19 protein-coding genes are annotated in these 18276 nt (G+C 37.5%); 17 read left to right on the top strand and 2 right to left on the bottom strand.

The features are described 5' to 3' along the window. Both ABWO41_RS05630 and ABWO41_RS05625 read right to left on the bottom strand, forming a co-directional pair. On the bottom strand, positions 1-1036 hold a 1036-nt coding region (locus tag ABWO41_RS05630), incomplete at its 3' end, for a hypothetical protein (protein ID WP_353134746.1). Positions 1037-1220: 184 nt separating this feature from the next. Further along, complete coding sequence (locus ABWO41_RS05625) at positions 1221-1832, bottom strand: Crp/Fnr family transcriptional regulator (RefSeq protein ID WP_353134743.1); 612 nt, start codon at positions 1830-1832, stop codon at positions 1221-1223. A 242-nt stretch (positions 1833-2074) separates the two neighbouring features. On the opposite strand from ABWO41_RS05625, the gene ABWO41_RS05620 reads away from it, so the two are divergent. The 17 genes from ABWO41_RS05620 to ABWO41_RS05545 all read left to right on the top strand — a co-directional run bounded on the left by ABWO41_RS05620 (position 2075) and on the right by ABWO41_RS05545 (position 18169). Beyond that, a complete protein-coding gene (locus tag ABWO41_RS05620) occupies positions 2075-2551 on the top strand; it encodes a c-type cytochrome (RefSeq protein ID WP_353134740.1) in 477 nt (158 codons plus the stop codon). A 32-nt stretch (positions 2552-2583) separates the two neighbouring features. Beyond that, positions 2584-4572, top strand: coding sequence for a Sec-dependent nitrous-oxide reductase (nosZ, locus tag ABWO41_RS05615; protein ID WP_353134737.1), 1989 nt, complete (start codon positions 2584-2586; stop codon positions 4570-4572). Between the two features lie 11 nt (positions 4573-4583). Then, positions 4584-5180 (top strand): hypothetical protein, encoded by a 597-nt coding sequence (locus tag ABWO41_RS05610; protein ID WP_353134734.1) that lies wholly within the window; start codon positions 4584-4586, stop codon positions 5178-5180. A gap of 52 nt (positions 5181-5232) precedes the next feature. After that, positions 5233-5631: a nitrous oxide reductase accessory protein NosL gene (locus ABWO41_RS05605; RefSeq protein WP_353134731.1), complete on the top strand. Its 399-nt coding sequence runs from the start codon at positions 5233-5235 to the stop codon at positions 5629-5631. 10 nt (positions 5632-5641) lie between these two features. Then, entirely contained in the window at positions 5642-6892 is a 1251-nt protein-coding gene (locus ABWO41_RS05600; protein ID WP_353134729.1) for a nitrous oxide reductase family maturation protein NosD, read from the top strand. Next, positions 6889-7608, top strand: coding sequence for an ABC transporter ATP-binding protein (locus ABWO41_RS05595; RefSeq protein WP_353134726.1), 720 nt, complete (start codon positions 6889-6891; stop codon positions 7606-7608). The genes ABWO41_RS05600 and ABWO41_RS05595 overlap by 4 nt, the downstream gene beginning before the upstream one ends. Before the next feature lie 6 nt (positions 7609-7614). After that, a complete protein-coding gene (locus tag ABWO41_RS05590) occupies positions 7615-8382 on the top strand; it encodes an ABC transporter permease subunit (protein ID WP_353134723.1) in 768 nt (255 codons plus the stop codon). Between the two features lie 24 nt (positions 8383-8406). Beyond that, complete coding sequence (locus ABWO41_RS05585; RefSeq protein ID WP_353134720.1) at positions 8407-9333, top strand: DUF542 domain-containing protein; 927 nt, start codon at positions 8407-8409, stop codon at positions 9331-9333. Between the two features lie 9 nt (positions 9334-9342). After that, a complete protein-coding gene (locus tag ABWO41_RS05580; RefSeq protein WP_353134717.1) occupies positions 9343-10164 on the top strand; it encodes a DUF2249 domain-containing protein in 822 nt (273 codons plus the stop codon). An 8-nt stretch (positions 10165-10172) separates the two neighbouring features. Continuing rightward, complete coding sequence (locus ABWO41_RS05575; RefSeq protein ID WP_353134714.1) at positions 10173-11432, top strand: hypothetical protein; 1260 nt, start codon at positions 10173-10175, stop codon at positions 11430-11432. Between the two features lies 1 nt (position 11433). Continuing rightward, positions 11434-11763, top strand: a complete 330-nt coding sequence (locus tag ABWO41_RS05570; RefSeq protein WP_353134711.1) for a metal-sulfur cluster assembly factor — start codon at positions 11434-11436, stop codon at positions 11761-11763. Positions 11764-11778: 15 nt separating this feature from the next. Further along, positions 11779-12564, top strand: coding sequence for a hypothetical protein (locus tag ABWO41_RS05565; RefSeq protein WP_353134708.1), 786 nt, complete (start codon positions 11779-11781; stop codon positions 12562-12564). 6 nt (positions 12565-12570) lie between these two features. Beyond that, the gene (locus ABWO41_RS05560) at positions 12571-14595 is read left to right on the top strand and encodes a TonB-dependent receptor (RefSeq protein WP_353134705.1); all 2025 of its coding nucleotides are present in this window, start codon (positions 12571-12573) and stop codon (positions 14593-14595) included. 90 nt (positions 14596-14685) lie between these two features. Next, entirely contained in the window at positions 14686-16803 is a 2118-nt protein-coding gene (locus ABWO41_RS05555) for a ribonucleoside triphosphate reductase (RefSeq protein WP_353134702.1), read from the top strand. Continuing rightward, positions 16784-16969: an anaerobic ribonucleoside-triphosphate reductase gene (gene nrdD / locus ABWO41_RS17225; RefSeq protein ID WP_502945632.1), complete on the top strand. Its 186-nt coding sequence runs from the start codon at positions 16784-16786 to the stop codon at positions 16967-16969. Before ABWO41_RS05555 ends, nrdD begins: the two co-directional genes overlap by 20 nt. Continuing rightward, positions 16902-17627 (top strand): anaerobic ribonucleoside-triphosphate reductase activating protein, encoded by a 726-nt coding sequence (locus tag ABWO41_RS05550; RefSeq protein ID WP_353134699.1) that lies wholly within the window; start codon positions 16902-16904, stop codon positions 17625-17627. Before nrdD ends, ABWO41_RS05550 begins: the two co-directional genes overlap by 68 nt. A gap of 14 nt (positions 17628-17641) precedes the next feature. Then, complete coding sequence (locus ABWO41_RS05545; protein ID WP_353134696.1) at positions 17642-18169, top strand: hypothetical protein; 528 nt, start codon at positions 17642-17644, stop codon at positions 18167-18169. Positions 18170-18276 lie beyond the last annotated feature (107 nt).

Raw genomic sequence — 18276 nt, 5'->3', positions numbered from 1 at the left:
CAAGGGCGAGCCCTTCATGTGTACCATGAAAAGAATATCTCAGTAATCCTCCTACACCTTGAAGCATGAGCATGGTCTCATTTAGAATAATGCCAAAAAGCAGTCCATAGACTCCATACTGAATACCTTTTTTAATCTTTAAACTTTTGTTCTGAAAGGAATAACCAATCAAAAACAAAGATATAATGAGCAATAAAACCAAATGCAGATAGGCTATTACAATGGAACGAAACCCATATACCAATTGGCTTAAAGATGGAATGATAGATACGGATTGTAGGATGAATTTGAGAACAACAGCACACACCACACAAAACCAGATTACATTTACCAGCTTAGTTAGGTTCAATGCTTTGGTCTGCTTTTTAAGATTTAGCAGTGCAAGGATGAACGTAAGCCACAAGGATAGCTGCAGAACAACGGTTATAATCAAAATCACGTATAACCAGTCGGGAAAGTTTTTCCACCAAAGAACAGAAAGAAAATAGGAAGGAATAACAGTACAAACAAATAGTTTGGCGAAACGAGTGCTGATAATTGTTTTGTTTGTTTTCTGATAGACCCAATAATTCACTAATGCCAAGCAGCCGAAGAAGAACCAACCGTTGTATTGGAAATGTAGATAAAAATAAACAGAAGCTAATTGTTTTAACGGATCTACATTATGAGTTGCTTTCAGATAAGCTAATGCATAGGTCCCTAAAGAACTCAAAGCACCGAATATAATCGCTGCTTTAATAAAGATCAATATGTTATTTGGCAATGAGGACTGATTAAGATCTTTCCATATCACTAGGCTAAACCAATAAGAGACAAGCACCACACAGCAGGATATACCTATTGAGACTCCTGAATAACCAGTAATAGAAAACGCCACAAGCATTCCGACGGAAGCTAAATAGTTTGCTATTAACATAAATTGATATTTGCTCGGAGCAGATTCATTGATCTTCTTTCCTGTGACTATGAGTATTAGAAAGACCATAATTGCCTGAGAAACCCATCCAGAAAAAGCAAAATGAGAGTGGGCGTGCATAATATTCTTTTGGTTAATCCAGGGAATGGGATACAAAAACTTCAGTCGCATTAACAGTCCGAAAATCCCGACAATGAGAAAGTTTATAAAAGAGAGTATAATCCATGTCCTCGAACTAATTTGTTGGAGCGATCTAAGCATAAGCGTATTTTCGAATTAGTGTAATATTGAAAATCAAAACCTATTAATCTATACCATCGGCAGGAATGAATACCTTCCCCTTTATTATATTCAGTTTATTTTCCCTTGCCATTTGTTTCATTGTACGAATAATGGTCTCCACCCGCATACCAGTCATGTTGGCAAGTTGTTGACGGGTCAACATCAAGCGATTACACTCCTGACACACCAGCTTTCCATCTTCGTTAAATATTTGAATTAATTTAGTAATAATTTCTTCAGGACAATGATTACAGATTAATTTGGTAAGGAAAAGCTTAAAACGGAGATCCTTAGCTATCTTCTGCGTAAAAAGTATAAGTAAGTCACTATTTTCTTTCATAATTTCGATGAAATGGGGAGCAGAAATCTTTAATAATGTACTGGGTACATCTGCTATAGCACTCACGACATGCACGCCATCACCAAAAACACATACATGTCCACACCCTTCATTAACACCAATAATTTTATGGAGCACTTCCTTTCCGTCAGCAAGAAAGTTACTGATCCTTACTCGACCTGTCAATAGTTGATAGTAGTGACTGCTCAAACTATTCTCCTGAAAGAGAACCTCTCCGGCTTCCACCTTTTTAATGATGGCTCCTTTTTCTATAAGTAACTCGATAGGAATCATAGTGCAATAGGTTTGAAGGATTTTGTTAATTCAAATTAATCGAGAATTTGACCTTTTCCCGTTGATATTCGTCATCCCAAATAGTGATTAATATCAATTAATGATTTAAACAACTGATAATCAGATTTATATCAAAATAATTTAACTTGTTTTTTATCACAGTAACCGCTTTGTGATTTAGGTCATAAAATCACCCTCGCTCTTGCCGATACCTTTGTGGTAATACACATAACATAGAAACTATGAAAAAGCTAATTGTATTCTGTTTGGTGGGCATTTTTATCTTCGCATGTTCATCAAACAATAACGAGAACAAGGCAGAACAGTCCTCTTCAGAAGAGAATAGTTCTGCTGCCAGTAATCCTAGTAATTACGATCCAAATCGTGGCGAAGGAAAATTTAAGGATGTAAGTTTAGCAGACCAATTAGATGTCACAATGGCTGATGAAGGTAAAGTTATTGCAGACCTCAAGTGTGCATCTTGTCATAAGTTGACTGACGAGAAGTTAGTAGGTCCGGGCTGGCGTGGCGTCTCTGAGCGAAGAAAACCTGAATGGATCATGAACTTTATTACTAATCCCGATGCGATGTTGGACAAAGATCCTGAACTACAAGCACAGTTAGAATTGTGTTTAGTGCGTATGCCAAATCAAAACCTTTCTGACGATGATGCTCGTAAAATATTAGAATTTATGCGTAAGAACGACGGTGTCAAATAGCAGAATGTAATTAACCTTAAAATCACAATACAATGAAATTAAAAAAATATCTTATAATGGCTCTGGCTACGGCTACGGTATTCTCCTCATTTCAGGCGTGCAGACCAAAAGGAGCAAGTGACGCAGTGAGTGGAAATGCTGCAGAAAAAGCATACGTTGCCCCTGGAAAATATGATGAATTTTACAACTTTGTTTCCGGAGGGTTCAGCGGTCAGCTTGCTGTTTATGGTCTTCCTTCAGGGAGATTATTGCGTGTTATTCCTGTATTTTCCGTAGACCCTGAAAAAGGATGGGGGTACAGTGAAGAAACCAAAGCAATGCTAGAAACATCACACGGAAATGTTCCCTGGGATGATTCACACCACGTACAATTATCTAAAACAGATGGTCTTTATGATGGTAAATGGGCATTTATTAATGCGAACAATACACCACGTATTGCTCGTATAGATCTAACAACTTACCGTACCGTAGAGATTCTTGAATTACCCAATAGTGCGGGGAATCACTCTTCTCCATTTATTACTGAAAATACAGAATATACTGTGGCAGGAACACGTTTCTCCGTACCCGCAGAGGGAGAGTCGGGTGATGTTCCAATCAATACCTATAAAAAGAACTTCCGTGGTACACTAAGTTTTGTCAGTGTAAATAAAGATAACGGAAATATGGATTTAGCTTTCCAGATTGAAACTCCGGGAGTAAATTATGACTTAAGCAGAGCTGGTAAAGGTGTGTCTCACGGATGGTTCTTCTTCTCAACTTATAATACTGAACAAGCTAATACCTTATTAGAGGTAAATGCGTCCAAGAACGATAAAGATTTTATTCTAGCGGTAAACTGGAAGAAAGCGGAAGAATATCTGAAAGCTGGAAAAGGTAAAAAGCTGACCGGATTGAAATATGCTCACAATAAATATGATGAGAAAACACACACTTCAAAGTCAGAATTCAAAACAGAAACTGTCGTGCTGACTGCTGAAGAGTTGGAAGGTTTGTGTTATTACATTCCATGTCCAAAGTCACCGCACGGAGTTGACGTTGATCCAACTGGAGAATATATTGTAGGTTCGGGAAAACTTGCTGCCTTAATTCCTGTGTTTTCTTTCGACAAAATCCAAAAGGCAATAGAAGAAAAACAATTTGAAGGTGACTTCGGAGGTATTCCTGTTATTAAATACGAGGCTGCTTTATACGGAGAGGTAGAGAAACCAGGTTTAGGTCCATTACATACTGAATTTGATGGTAAAGGAAATGCTATTACTTCATTCTTTGTCTCTTCAGAACTGGTTAAATGGAACATCAAAGACCTAAAAGTTCTTGACCGTGTTCCTACTTATTACTCAACCGGTCACTTAATGGTTCCGGGTGGTGATACAAAAGCACCTTATGGTAAATATGTGGTTGCCTATAACAAAATCACGAAAGACCGTTTCTTGCCTACAGGACCAGAGTTGTCTCAAAGTGCACAAATCTTTGATATTTCCGGAGATAAGATGCAGCTGATCTTAGATTTCCCTACAATCGGAGAGCCTCACCATGCCCAAGCTATAAGAGCAGATGAAATAAAGGATAAGAGTTTGAAAATCTATCCGCTTGAGGAGAATCAACACCCTTATGTTACCAAAGGGGAAAAAGAAGCACGTGTAGAGCGAAAAGGAAATCAGGTACATGTATACTTAACTTCTATCCGTTCACATTTTGCGCCTGATAATATCGAAGGTATCTTCCTGGGAGATGAGATTTACTTCCATGTAACTAATATAGAGCAAGATTGGGATATGCCTCATGGATTTGCGGTAAAAGGAGCCAATAATGGAGAATTATTAGTTATGCCTGGAGAAACTCAAACCTTAAAATGGGTACCAGATCGTATCGGTGTATTCCCATTCTATTGTACAGATTTCTGTAGTGCCTTACACCAGGAAATGCAAGGTTACATCCGTATTTCCAAACCAGGGAACAATGTTCCTTTAACTTATAGCTTGGGTACTAATATACCTGAAGATAGTACTAATTAAAACACATAGAGATGAAATCTACAAATGACTTGTCAACATTACACCGTATACTGATTATACTATGTGGGTTGACTTTAGTAGGGGTCATCTTCCTACCCATATGGCGTATTGAGCTGGATGCAGCTCAATACCCTGAAGGTTTAGAATTGCAGATATACAGTCATAAACTTGCCGGACAAGTTGAAATCATAAATGGCTTAAATCATTATATCGGCATGAAAACCCTACATAAAGAAGACTTCATGGAATTTACAGTCCTTCCCTATCTCATTGGCAGCTTTGCTTTAGCCTTCATCGCGGTAGGAATAGCCAATAGTAGGAAGTTGATGAATTATTTATTTATAGCCTTTCTACTTTTCGGAGTCGTTGCGATGGTTGACTTTTATATTTGGGAATATAACTATGGACATAATTTAGACCCAAGTGCGCCAATTAAAGTTCCCGGTATGGCGTACCAGCCTCCTTTGATCGGTTATAAACAACTTTTAAACTTTGGCGCTTTTTCCGTTCCTGATGTAGGCGGATGGATCTTCGTTGCTAGCGGAGCTATTCTTGCTTTCTGTGTCTTTAGAGAATGGAAAAAGTCTAAAACACTAAAACTCAATTAACATGAAAAGTTACAAAATAGTATTCATCTGTATAAGTAGTATTCTTCTTCTTATGCTGGGGGTTCAAGCTTGCACAGGAAACAATGGTCCAATTCCTATTAAATACGGATCTGATCAATGTGCCTATTGCAAGATGACAGTAAGTGATCCCCGCTTCGGAACACAGTTACAGACTAATAAAGGTCGAGCTTATAACTTCGATGATATTCAATGTATGATTTCATTTGTAAAAGAAAGTAAGGTAGAGAAAGAGGAAATCGCTGTATACTATTTGCCGGATTATATCAGTAATGAGTTAAAACCGGCTACGGAAATGTTTTTTCTTAAAAGTGATGAGTTGAAGAGTCCCATGCGTGGAAACATTGCCGCTTTTAGTAATGCTGAAGACCTTGAAAAAACACAAGCTTCAATAGGCGGAACTACTATCACGTGGGATGACCTTTGGAAATAAAACAATGAACATGAGAATTTCAATCTTTAATATATTTTGTTTAACAGTTTGTTTGTTTATGGTAGTTGGCATTTCTCATGCCGCTACCATTAAAATAGGCAAAGACCAAAAAGTTAAAACTATAAAAAATGGAATTGCTCAAGCCAGATCCGGGGATACGCTGATCGTATTTCAGGGTATTTATAAGGAAGGGAATATCATTGTTGATAAACCTCTTACCCTTTTGGGGTCAGAAAACCCTGTTTTAGATGGGGAAAAAAAATTTGAACCCATTTCTATAAAATCGAATAATGTGACGATCCAAGGATTTACGGTCCAAGGTTCCGGTCACTCATCCATCGTTGATATTGCTGCTATTAAGATCTATAATAGGAGCCATATTAAAGTAATCGATAACAAGTTAGAAGATAATTTTTTCGGCATTTATTCTCAGAATGCCAAACATGTAGAAATCCGTGGAAATAGGATTCAGGCTTATGGTGTTGCAGAACAACTAATCGGCAACGGGATCCATGCATGGAAATCGGATAGTATTCATGTTGAAAATAATCAAATCTTCGGCCATCGGGATGGTATTTATCTAGAATTTGTCACCCATACCCATGTTATCAACAATCTCTCAGAACGTAATCTACGTTATGGTTTGCATTTTATGTTTTCACACAACAACAGTTATATGGATAATGTATTCCGAGCTAACGGTGCCGGTGTGGCAGTTATGTATACCCGGAATGTGCACATGGAGAACAATAAATTTGAAGAAAACTGGGGGGATTCCTCTTACGGATTACTCCTAAAAGATATTTCCGATAGCGAAATCATTAACAATGAATTTGACCGTAACACGACTGCAATCTTTATGGAAGGTTCTAACCGTATCCATCTGGAACAGAATAAATTCAATAACAACGGTTGGGGCATAAAAATTCAAGCTAGTTGTATGGACAACGTGTTTAAGGATAATAATTTCATGCAGAACACCTTTGATGTTGCTACTAACGGAACTTTAACACTTAATAATTTTGAAAACAATTATTGGGACAAGTATGAAGGATATGATCTGGATAAAGATGGTGTTGGTGATATTCCATATCGCCCGGTAAGTATGTTTTCCATGCTGGTGGAACGCTACCCTACTGCTATGTTGCTTTTCAGAAGTTTCATGGTTACTCTATTTGATCGCACCGAAAAACTAATCCCAAGCTTAACGCCCGAAGGACTCAAAGACGAGAAGCCACGGATGAAATCAATAAAAGTATGATCCAAATTCAGCATATATCTAAAGCCTTTGGCAAGTTTAAAGTACTAAAGGACATCAACCTGGAATTAAAAGGTGGTGAATGTGTTGCTTTGATTGGCCCGAATGGAAGTGGTAAAACCACACTCATTAAAACCATCCTTGGTATGGTTGTTCCGGGTTGCGGTGATATTCTCTTCTCGGGAGAAAACATTAAACATAAATGGGCTTATAGAAACAATATTGGGTACATGCCTCAGATTGGCCAATATCCGGAGAATATGACTATCGGACAGGTTCTTGAGATGATGAAAGATATCCGCAAGATGCCAGAAAACAGCCTAGATGTTGATCTTTACAACACATTCAAACTATCTGAATTGTTGGAAAAACGAATGGGAACTTTATCCGGTGGGACTCGCCAAAAAGTAAGTGCATGCTTAGCCTTTTTGTTTAATCCTAAAGTGCTGATTCTAGATGAACCTACAGCAGGCCTTGATCCGCTCTCAACCGAAATTCTCAAAGAGAAAATCCAAAAGGAAAAAAGCCAGAACAAATTAATTATTATAAGCTCACATGTACTCAGTGACTTGGATGATATGGTATCCCAAATCATTTATATGCAAGAAGGTGAGCTCATGTTCTTTAAGTCATTGGAGCAATTAAAATCAGATACAGGGACAAATAAATTATCGAAGGCAATTGCACAGGTGATGTCTGATCAAAATCAATCTAACTAAACTCTCATGAATAAAATTATTCGTTATGTTTTTGCTGATCTACTAAGAAACAAGACTATAATAGTCTATACGATCCTGCTTTTGGCATTGTCAATTGCTGTGTATAGTATGGAAGATAATTACGAAAAGGGATTAGTTAGTTTATTGAATATTGTACTCTTTATTGTTCCTTTGGTCAGTATTGTCTTTTCAAGCATTTATCTCTACAACAGTGTAGAATTTATCAACCTCCTTGCGAGTCAACCACTGAAACGAACCAATATTTGGTTAAGTATATTCGGAGGACTAGCCGGAATTTTAAGCCTCTCATTTTTGATTGGTGTTGGCGTTCCGACATTCATTTATGCATTTAGCAGCTCGGGATTAATTCTCGTGGGCTGTGGTTTTTTGCTGTCTATAATTTTTGTTTCCATAGCCATGTGGACTGCCGTAATGATTAGAGACAAGGCCAAAGGTATCGGATTAGCAATCATGCTGTGGATATATTTCTCCTTACTATTTGATGCTTTAGTATTGTTTATGCTCTTTCAGTTCTCCGACTATCCTATAGAGAATCTGATGGTTGGCCTTTCCATGTTGAATCCCATTGATATTAGCCGAATTTTAATATTACTTCAGCTAGATCTGTCTGCTATGATGGGTTATACAGGTGCTATTTTCAGAGACTTTTTCGGTAATGGAATCGGAATAGCCATCACCTTAACCAACATGCTGTTATGGTGTATTATCCCTTTATGGCTGTCGGTTAGACATTTTAAGAAAAAAGATTTGTAACACTAAATTTTTACGATTAATATCATGATTAAATCTCCGCTATTAGAGGTTTTTAAGATAGAACCTCGACTGAAACACCCAACTATATTTGAACATTTTGATGCATTAATTACAGGAGAGTCCTTCATTATAAAGAATGACCATGACCCTAAACCTTTGTATTACCAATTATTAGGGGAGCGCGGAAATATTTTTACCTGGGATTATCTGGAATCGGGTCCGGAATATTGGCAAGTTAGAATCGGGAAACCGATAACAAGTGAAGAACCGGAAACTATAGGAAGGGTGGCAGCAAAAGATATCAGGAAAGCTGAACTGTTAAAACAGTTGGGAGTAGATTTCTTTTGTGGAGGAAAACAAAGCCTTAAGGAGGCTGCAGAATCCATTGATATGAGTGAGGCGGAACTTAGAGAATCTTTGCGTAAAACCGAGGAAATTCCGGCTCCAATTAAACAATTAGATTTTGAAAATTGGGACTCAGATTTCTTGAGCGATTATATCAAAAATGTGCATCATAAATATATTAAATTTCATGGCCCCATTATTCAAGAGCTTGCCACTAAGGTAGCACTTATTCATAGCCATGAACAGCCTGAACTTTCTGTTCTTGCAAAAGAGCTTGATGAGTTTATGGAAAAAGCATACCAGCATCTTGAAAAAGAAGAAAAACAGCTATTCCCTGTCACTAAAAGCCTATACGAATTAACTTATAAACAGACAGAGCAACTAATTGATTATCTGACCCTTGAACATGAAAATGCAGGGGCTGATCTCCGAGAGTTAAGAACAATTACAAATAACTATACTTTGCCTGAAAATGCGTGTCATTCTTATATCTCGCTATTCACTCAAATAAAAGCATTTGAATCAGACCTCCTACAGCATATTCATTTAGAGAACAATATTTTATTCCCTAGAATCATTCAAACCTATCGTACCAGGTTTAGTTAATTTTTCATCATGGAGATAAACCAACATACAAAAATCTCGCAGCTGATTAAGGCCAATGAATTATGCATTGATGCGATAGCTTCAATTGCGAAGCCTTTACAAAAATTAAAGATTCCATTACTTCGTAGGTTTTTAGCTCCGCGAGTTACAATTAAAGAAGCTTCAAAGATAGCAGGCTGTTCTGTTCAGCAATTTAAACAAGTGTTGATTCCTCTTGGCTTTGTATGGCAAGATGAGCATGAAGGAAAAGAAGAAAAGGAAAATATTTTGGAGAAAAGACCGGATTGGTTGCTAAACTCGAAAATTCTGGAAGCATTGGATGTGCGGCCTATACTGCTTGAGAATAAAGATCCCCTAAAAGAAATTTTATTGGCTTATAAAAAGCTTCCACAAAAAGAAGTTCTCCTTATTGTCAATTCCTTTATTCCGCTTCCCTTGATTAAGCGTCTGGAGGAAATGGGAGCACTTTCCTTTACAGAAGAAATTTCATCAGTAGAATTTTACACCTATTTTTACAAAATAGAGAGTAAGGTGAAGGAAGATAAAATAATATCTAATATCTTCTTCTTAAACAATCAACAATTCGAGGAAAAATTAACCATATTAAACTCTAAAAAAATAATAGAGTTAGATGTGAGCGAATTAGCAATGCCCGAACCAATGGAAAGGTTATTAGCGGCAGCAACTAACCTTGGTCATGCTGAAATAATCTATGCAAAACATCGCAAAGTACCTCTTCACTTATTAGAGGAATTAGAAGATTATCCCCTTTCCGTGTTTCTTACAGAATTTTCGGAAAATGATGTCAGAATATTGATTTATATCGAATAGTAAAGAAGATGGCAGATATCTCTATAAATAAGGCCCCACAAGGATATGTAGTAATACCGTTTTTTATTACCGCAGCATTCTTTTTTCTTGCTTTCAGTGTGTTATTGTTAACCACAGGAAGTCAGATCTGGGGACATTATTTTCAACCAAAAGTATTGGCCATCGTACATACCCTCGCATTAGGATGGGGAACTATGATCATTTTCGGAGCTGCTTACCAACTAGTTCCTGTCATTTTTGAACGATCGTTAAGTCATCCGAAATTAGCTTTTCTTAGCTATCTATTCCTGACTAGCGGAACCTGCTTGCTGATTCATTGCTTCTGGAACTTCAATATAGGTTGGATGATGATTATGGCGGGTAGCTTCATCACCTTAAGCTCTTATCTATACTTCTATATCGTTTGGATGACAACCAAAGATTCTGTTCATTCATTTGAACTTAACCTTTATTTTATGCTTTCAGCCTTTTGGTTCTGTTTTACAACCACAGTAGGCTTGTTATTAGCAATAAATCTTGCCTACCCCTATATCGAAAAGAACCATTTGGATATATTGAAATTACACGCTCACATCGGTATCGTCGGCTGGTTTATGCAACTAATATTCGGTGCAGGCGCTAAGATGATTCCAATGTTCTTATTAGGGAAATCAAAGAAAAGAAAGCTATTATATAGTTCTATTATATTGATAAATCTTGGTTTACTCTTGTTCTTAGCAGACGGTTATAAAAATCAAGTGAGCATGCGGTCTCTTGTCTTCGGGGGAATGATCTTTTCTGGTTCTGTTTGTTGGTTAATCTATATTATGGATTGTTTCCAAAGCCGGGCACGGAAGCATGTAGATATTGCTATGCGCCACGTACTTATATCAATAGTATGTCTGCTTTTAGCATTTGTAAACTTACCCTGGGTAATCAATCAAGAGGCCGGAAACTGGGTATCCCTATATGTAGTCTGGATTTTCTTAGGTTGGATAACAGGTATTATTCTCGGAATGACCTTTAAAACCTTGCCTTTTATTATCTGGAATATCCGCTATAAAGATTTGAATGGTTCTCCACATTTCCCAATGCCAAAAGATCTTTACAGTCAAAGACTACTTCAGATGCAGTACTATACCTTCATCTTAAGTATACTTTTTACAGCTATTGCGCTTGCCTTCAAATCACATGTACTATTTGAGATCGTTACATGGTTTTGGGTTGTCCTTTCAGTGGTTTACATGTTGAATGTTGGTAAGATTATAAAACATATGAGGAGGACATGATATGAACATTGATTTTACATCTGAATATGCCGCAGATCAGTTTCGGGCACAGCAAGCTTTGATACTGGTAATGGATCCCGAACTAGGAATTAACATCGTTGACATGGGGCTGGTCTATAAGCTAGACTTCTCTGATCCGGGAAGCTTACAGGTACAAATGACCTTATCTTCACCATCCTGTCCTATGGGCGAGTCTATCTTGTTAGGCGTTGAAAAAAGTTTACAGCAAGCTTTTCCTAAGCGAAAAATTGAAATTGAGCTGGTATGGGAGCCAGTTTGGTCAGCAGACCTGATGAGTGAGGAAGGAAAACAACAATTAAATTGGAAATAATAATCATATAACAACATGAAAAAGGCAATTCATTTTATTTTCTTGAGCGTATTCGCTCTAATTATGGCATCCTGCGATAAGGAGGAAGTATTGGACAATCAGTTAAAAGATAAGATTACAATTGCGCAAAAATATTTACCTACCGGAGAGCAATTAACACTATATGCAGATCAACCATTATCTGTAGGTTATCAGAATATTTATGTACAATTGACAAAGGATGACACTCCTCTGCGTACTGATCAGATTTCTTTCACTCCTACGATGGATATGGGTAGCATGAAACACGGAGCTCCCGCAAGTTCCTTAGTTTATAACTCTTCCTTAGATTCCTATGAAGCTTATATTGTATTTACAATGGCTTCAGGAACTGCAGGCTCCTGGGCGCTTGATCTGAATGTTAATAATGAGCTGATCAGTTTACCTGTAGTAATCAAGGAAGCTCCAACAGGAAATGTCCCTGTAAAAACCTTCACAGGAACCGACAACAAAAGATACGTTTTAGCTTTAATAGAGCCTTCAGCACCCAAAATAGGGATGAACGATTTGGAGGTTATGCTTTTCTTGAGAGAAACTATGTTTTCTTTTCCGGAATTGAATTACATCGCATTCGATTTTCATCCTGAAATGACTTCTATGGATCATGGATCCAGTAATAATCAAAATCCGCAAGGAATAGGAAATGGTCGATATAAAGGCAAAGTCAATTTTACAATGTCGGGAGATTGGCGACTGTTTTTCAATGTGAGTCAAGGAGAAACACAGCTGGCACAAGACGTGTTTCTTGATGTTTTATTTTAAGGAGAGATGATGAAGGCTATTCCATACCTTTTAAGTTTAGCGATTGCTTCAATGAGTTTTAATGCATTCGGACAACATCATGAAAACCATGATACAGCTAAAAGCGTGGTCATTGAGGAAGTCTTGATCACAAGTCAGATAGGTGTCGACAAAAAGCTCGAAAAACAACAGCGAGCTTCTAAACAAGCAAATATTGATAAATTATTAGATAGGGTATCGGGTTTGCAAATGATACGAATAGGTGTCTATGCATTGGAACCGAGCATTCGAAGCATGAGTGCTTCCCAGATTAATCTGAGTATTGATGGGATGGCAATTTTTGGAGCCTGCACGGATCGGATGGATCCGGTAAGTTCTTACATCGAACCTAGTAACCTACAGGTCATTAATGTAAATCTTGGTCCCTCTTTCAACAATTACGGAGGAGGGATTGCCGGAGGTATAAATTTCAAACTGGCAAGCCCGGAATTAAGTCAGTTACCAAAGTTGAATGGAATGCTCGGAACAGGCTTTGAGACAAACTCTAATGCTTTGCAGACTTTAGCTTCTTTACAATATAGTACCGAAAAATATGGAATACTGGTGAATGGAATATTTAGAAAAGCTGAAAACTATAAAGCTTCCAATAATATGGTAGTGCAAAATTCTCAGTTCCAAAAATGGAATGGTTCTATTGCCTTCAATTATAAATTAAATAAAAAGAACCGAATTCTAGCACAGTATCTGGCAGATTATGGTCAGAACATTGGATATCCGGCATTAACAATGGATGTCGCCTATGCAAATGCAAATATTGCTTCTATAACCCATACCTATTCCCCTACGGTCATCGGTCTTAGCGATATCAGAACTAAATTCTACTTTAATCATATAGATCATGCAATGGATGATACCAAGCGTCCTGCAGAGAGTGTAGCAATGCATATGGATATGCCCGGACTATCCTGGACAGGCGGATTCTTTTCAGAATCTGCTTATGAGAAAGGGAAACATTACTTACAAGCAAGAATGAGCGGGTATATAAATAGATTAACAGCCAATATGACGATGTATCCTGATGAAGGAAGTCCCATGTTTATGTATACCCTTCCTGATGTGCAAAGAAGTTTTATTAGCCTTGATATATCGGATAAAATTCTTACTTCCGAACATGGGGGATTAGATTTTATGGGAACCTACAATTTTGCTCACTCTGGTGTTTTTAGTCGAGCAGGAGAAGAACAACTCTCCAGTATGAACGAAGGATCCTTAAACCGCCAAAATCACTTAGGTAATCTTAATCTAACCGGTCATTATCACTTAAATTCTAATCTGCATTGGATGCTTAAACTTGGTGCTTCAAACCGCGCAGCTAGTTTACAAGAGTATTACGGATTTTATTTATTTAATAGACAAGACAACTACGATTACGTAGGCAATATAGATTTGAAAACTGAAAAAGCTTTACAGGTAAGCTTAGGGGCAAGCTACCAATTACCTTGGATCAGAGTGGAAGCTACTGCATATAATTATTACTTTAAAGACTACATTGCAGGGGTCAAAACCAATGATTATGGCGTGATGTCAATTGGAGCTAGTGGCGTAAAGCAATATGATAATTTACCCAATGCCAATATAAAAGGTCTGGAATTTGCTTTCCAATTAAAACCTATCAGTTCACTTGAATGGATTAGTAGTATTGCTTATTCAGAAGGAAAAGATAATATGGGGAATCCACTTCCTTTAATTGCACCCCTGAGTAATAATAACAGCCTGTTGCTAACAATAAAGGAATGGACCGGACAATTTGATGTGAACTATTATGCTCCACAAAATAAAGTCAGTCCTGAAGTTTACGGCGATACGCCGAGCCCTTCTGCCACATTGCTGAATGCCCAAATCAGAAGAGTATTCAGCCTGAAGAATCACCGCATTACCGCAAATCTGAGAGTAGAAAATCTATTTGATAGATATTATTATCGCCATCAGGATATCATGAAAATAGCGAGACCCGGACGTAATTTTATAAGTCAGATTACAGTGTCTTTCTAAATAAATCTTAGAACATTTTTTTTCGTGTCCAGCGTCATAAAATAATCAATAAATAGTTCATAGCTTTATTCAATCCTTAAAACTATTCTTATGCAAAACGTAATCAAGCGTGACGGGACACTGGAAGCTTTTCAACCTTTTAAAATTGAAGACGCCATCAAGAAAGCTTTTAAAAGCGTTTCACTTCCTTATGATGAACAAATCATAGATGCTGTTCTTTTCGACATCCGCAAAACAGATTTGTTGGACGTAGAAGACATACAGGATGCTATCGAAAAGAAACTTTATTCACAGGGTTACTTTCAGGTAATGAAATCCTTTATGCTCTTTAGACATACCCGAAAACTTCAGAGGGAACATATTGATCGTTTTGTGGATTCAAGTACTTATGTAGATAGCAGTCATGCCGTAGAGGAATACATTTATCAGAATGATTGGCGAATTCAGGCAAACGCCAATAATTCGTTTTCTAATGCAGGACTAGTGAATAATACAGCTGGAAAAATTATTGCAAACTATTGGTTAGATAAGGTATATAATAGAGTTGAAGGACACGCGCACCGGAATGCGGATATTCATATTCATGACCTGGATTGTCTAACAGGTTACTGTGCAGGCTGGAGTTTACGCGTTTTGCTGGACGAAGGTTTTAATGGCGTTAGAGGAAGAGTAGATAGCAAGCCCCCTTCTCATTTCAGAGAAGCTTTAGGGCAAATGGCAAACTTCTTAGGCATATTACAAAGTGAATGGGCAGGGGCGCAAGCCTTCAGTTCTTTTGATACCTATCTGGCACCTTACGTTTTCAAGGACCAACTTTCGCAAACAGAAGTAAAAAAAGCCATTCGAAGTTTTGTCTACAACCTGAATGTTCCTGCAAGATGGGGACAATCTCCTTTTACAAATATTACGCTTGACTGGAATGTTCCACAAGACCTTCAAGATCAGATACCATCCAAAGCAGGGCAGCATTTATTCCGTGGAATAACAGACAATAGTCTGGTGGAGCTAGCCCTAAGCCGGGGAGTAAATATTCTGGAAGACCTTACTTATAAACATTTCTACCCCGAAATGACCATGATCAACAAAGCTTATTACGAGGTCATGACGGAAGGAGATGCCAATGGACAACCTTTCACCTTTCCTATACCAACTGTTAATATTACAGAGGACTTTAATTGGGAAGGGGAGAATGTAGATATCCTTTTTGAAAACACTGCGAAGATCGGGTCTTCTTATTTCCAGAACTTTATCGGAAGTCAGTATATTCTGGACGATGAAGGTAATCGTGTTGAAAACCCTGAAGCCTATAAACCGAATGCCGTTCGAAGTATGTGTTGCCGTTTGCAGCTTGATTTAAGGGAATTACTGAAACGTGGTAATGGTCTTTTCGGGAGTGCAGAAATGACCGGTAGCATAGGTGTTGTAACCATTAATATGGCAAGATTAGGATATCTTTTTAAAGGAAACCGCGAAGGTCTCTTTGCCCGTCTGGAGGAACTTATGCAGATCGGTAAGTCTACATTAGAGAAAAAACGGAAATTTATTCAGGAGATGTATGATAATGGTTTATATCCTTATACTAAGCGCTATCTTCAACACTTTCGGAATCATTTCTCTACAATTGGTGTAAACGGGATGAATGAAATGATCCGAAATTATACGGACGACAAAGAAAATATCGTCAGCCCATGGGGGATTGAGTTTGCCAGTGAAATCTTGGAGTTCATCAGACTAAAGCTTAAAACTTATCAGGAAGAGACTGGTAATTTATACAATTTAGAGGCTACTCCGGCTGAGGGGACAACCTATCGCTTTGCAAAAGAAGATAAAAAACGCTATGAGAATATCATGCAAGCCGGACAAGATCAGCAGATCTATTATACCAATAGTTCACAAATACCAGTGAATCATACCGAAGATCCTTTTGAAGCACTGCTATTACAAGATCAGTTGCAATGTAAATACACCGGAGGCACTGTACTCCATCTTTATATGCGGGAAAGAATCAGTACTCCAGAAGCATGCAAGCAATTTGTTAAAACTGTGCTAACCAACTTCCGTTTGCCATACATCACGGTTACCCCTGTATTTAGTATCTGTCCAACGCATGGTTATTTAAATGGTGAGCATGAATATTGCCCGAAATGTGATGAAGAAATTATTAATCAGTATAAAGCAAATATAGAAAATGAAAACCTTGAAAATTGAGAGAGCACAGTTGTTGCAGCAACAACAGCAATTACGTAGTAAATGTCTAATTTACACTAGAGTTATGGGTTATCATCGTCCGGTCGAAAGTTTCAATATTGGAAAACAAGGAGAACATAAGCAAAGAACCTTATTCCGGGAAACAAATGGCAAAACCCTTATATGACATTAGCCCTTTTACTCTATTAGATTATCCTGATAAAACAGCTTGTATTTTTTGGTTTGTAGGCTGCAATATGCGTTGTCTTTATTGTTATAACCCGGATATTGTTTTTGGAAAAGGAAAAATAAGTCTGGATGATGCTATAAATTTCCTTATCTCACGCAAAGAATTATTGCAAGCAGTGGTATTCAGTGGCGGAGAATGTAGCGCTCATCCGGACTTGCTCGTTATGGCCAGAAAAGCTAAATCATTGGGCTATTTAGTAAAAGTTGATACCAACGGTTTAAGACCTGATGTCATCACAAAGATGCTTAAAGAAGGATTGATAGACTATGTTTCCTTAGACTTTAAGGGATTAGGAGAAAATTTTAAAAAGATTACCGGATCTACTTCTTTTGGGAAGTTCGAGGAAACATTATTCTTGCTCCTTGATACCGACATGCCCTTTGAAGTCAGAACAACAGTACACTCTCAACTACTATCTCCTCATGATCTGATGGAGATGCTATCCTACCTGGAATCCTGCTCTTATCGTGGAAATTATTACCTACAGCCATCCTTAAATAATGTAAAGATGATTTCAGAACTTAACCATTCCACCTTTGATTCCGATATTTTAAAATTAAAATCTAAAAACATAAACATTAAACTGAGAAAGTAGATAATAACAATTATGTGGGAAAAACGCTCTATGCTATTACTTTGCGCAAAAAGCTATTGTCGGATGATTATTACAGCATTACACCTATCACTAAATCTCAATCTCCGCAAACGCTAAAGTTTACGGTTAAAGAAGAAGAACCTGTCGTGCGAATCGGAATGGCCATTAGTGAGCCTGCCGACGGAACCTTTACCAAAGACGTATCAAATTTATTGCTGAATGTAAAAAAGGATTTTCAGCGGTTACAGGATAAGCTGTCTATTGGTATGGTACAACTATGGACTGGTCAGATGCCATTAAATCCAATATTGAACAGCATTACGTTATTAACAGGAGGTGCTGTCCAAAAGTTGATGAATAAAACAAATGCTAATGGTATTTCTAAGATTAATATCACCATCTCTGAATATGGAATAGTAAAAAACGGAAACAATACCACAGATTATAATGATCATGTATTTTTCGTTATAGAAGGTGGAAAGGTAAAACCGATTATAATCGACGTCAATGTCTTAGCATTAAACAAAACCCTTCGGATATAAGTATTTATTTAAAAAATATTAGCAAAACACACAGTAAACAAAGATACTGCAGCATAAATTGTTGCGGTATCTTTGTTCTTTATATACCTTCTCTATTAACCTTGCGT

It is taken from the genome of Pseudopedobacter sp. (assembly GCF_040392825.1).
In the GTDB taxonomy this organism is placed as follows: Bacteria; Bacteroidota; Bacteroidia; order Sphingobacteriales; family Sphingobacteriaceae; genus Pseudopedobacter.
The sequence above is the reverse complement of the archived record's forward strand: the minus strand, read 5'-3'. Positions and strand labels throughout refer to the sequence as shown.

Coding starts and splice junctions, on each gene's coding strand:
- ABWO41_RS05625 (WP_353134743.1), bottom strand. CDS start 1,832: ATGATTCCTATCGAGTTACTTATAGAAAAAGGAGCCATCATTAAAAAG.
- ABWO41_RS05620 (WP_353134740.1), top strand. CDS start 2,075: ATGAAAAAGCTAATTGTATTCTGTTTGGTGGGCATTTTTATCTTCGCA.
- nosZ (WP_353134737.1), top strand. CDS start 2,584: ATGAAATTAAAAAAATATCTTATAATGGCTCTGGCTACGGCTACGGTA.
- ABWO41_RS05610 (WP_353134734.1), top strand. CDS start 4,584: ATGAAATCTACAAATGACTTGTCAACATTACACCGTATACTGATTATA.
- ABWO41_RS05605 (WP_353134731.1), top strand. CDS start 5,233: ATGCTGGGGGTTCAAGCTTGCACAGGAAACAATGGTCCAATTCCTATT.
- ABWO41_RS05600 (WP_353134729.1), top strand. CDS start 5,642: ATGAGAATTTCAATCTTTAATATATTTTGTTTAACAGTTTGTTTGTTT.
- ABWO41_RS05595 (WP_353134726.1), top strand. CDS start 6,889: ATGATCCAAATTCAGCATATATCTAAAGCCTTTGGCAAGTTTAAAGTA.
- ABWO41_RS05590 (WP_353134723.1), top strand. CDS start 7,615: ATGAATAAAATTATTCGTTATGTTTTTGCTGATCTACTAAGAAACAAG.
- ABWO41_RS05585 (WP_353134720.1), top strand. CDS start 8,407: ATGATTAAATCTCCGCTATTAGAGGTTTTTAAGATAGAACCTCGACTG.
- ABWO41_RS05580 (WP_353134717.1), top strand. CDS start 9,343: ATGGAGATAAACCAACATACAAAAATCTCGCAGCTGATTAAGGCCAAT.
- ABWO41_RS05575 (WP_353134714.1), top strand. CDS start 10,173: ATGGCAGATATCTCTATAAATAAGGCCCCACAAGGATATGTAGTAATA.
- ABWO41_RS05570 (WP_353134711.1), top strand. CDS start 11,434: ATGAACATTGATTTTACATCTGAATATGCCGCAGATCAGTTTCGGGCA.
- ABWO41_RS05565 (WP_353134708.1), top strand. CDS start 11,779: ATGAAAAAGGCAATTCATTTTATTTTCTTGAGCGTATTCGCTCTAATT.
- ABWO41_RS05560 (WP_353134705.1), top strand. CDS start 12,571: ATGATGAAGGCTATTCCATACCTTTTAAGTTTAGCGATTGCTTCAATG.
- ABWO41_RS05555 (WP_353134702.1), top strand. CDS start 14,686: ATGCAAAACGTAATCAAGCGTGACGGGACACTGGAAGCTTTTCAACCT.
- nrdD (WP_502945632.1), top strand. CDS start 16,784: ATGAAAACCTTGAAAATTGAGAGAGCACAGTTGTTGCAGCAACAACAG.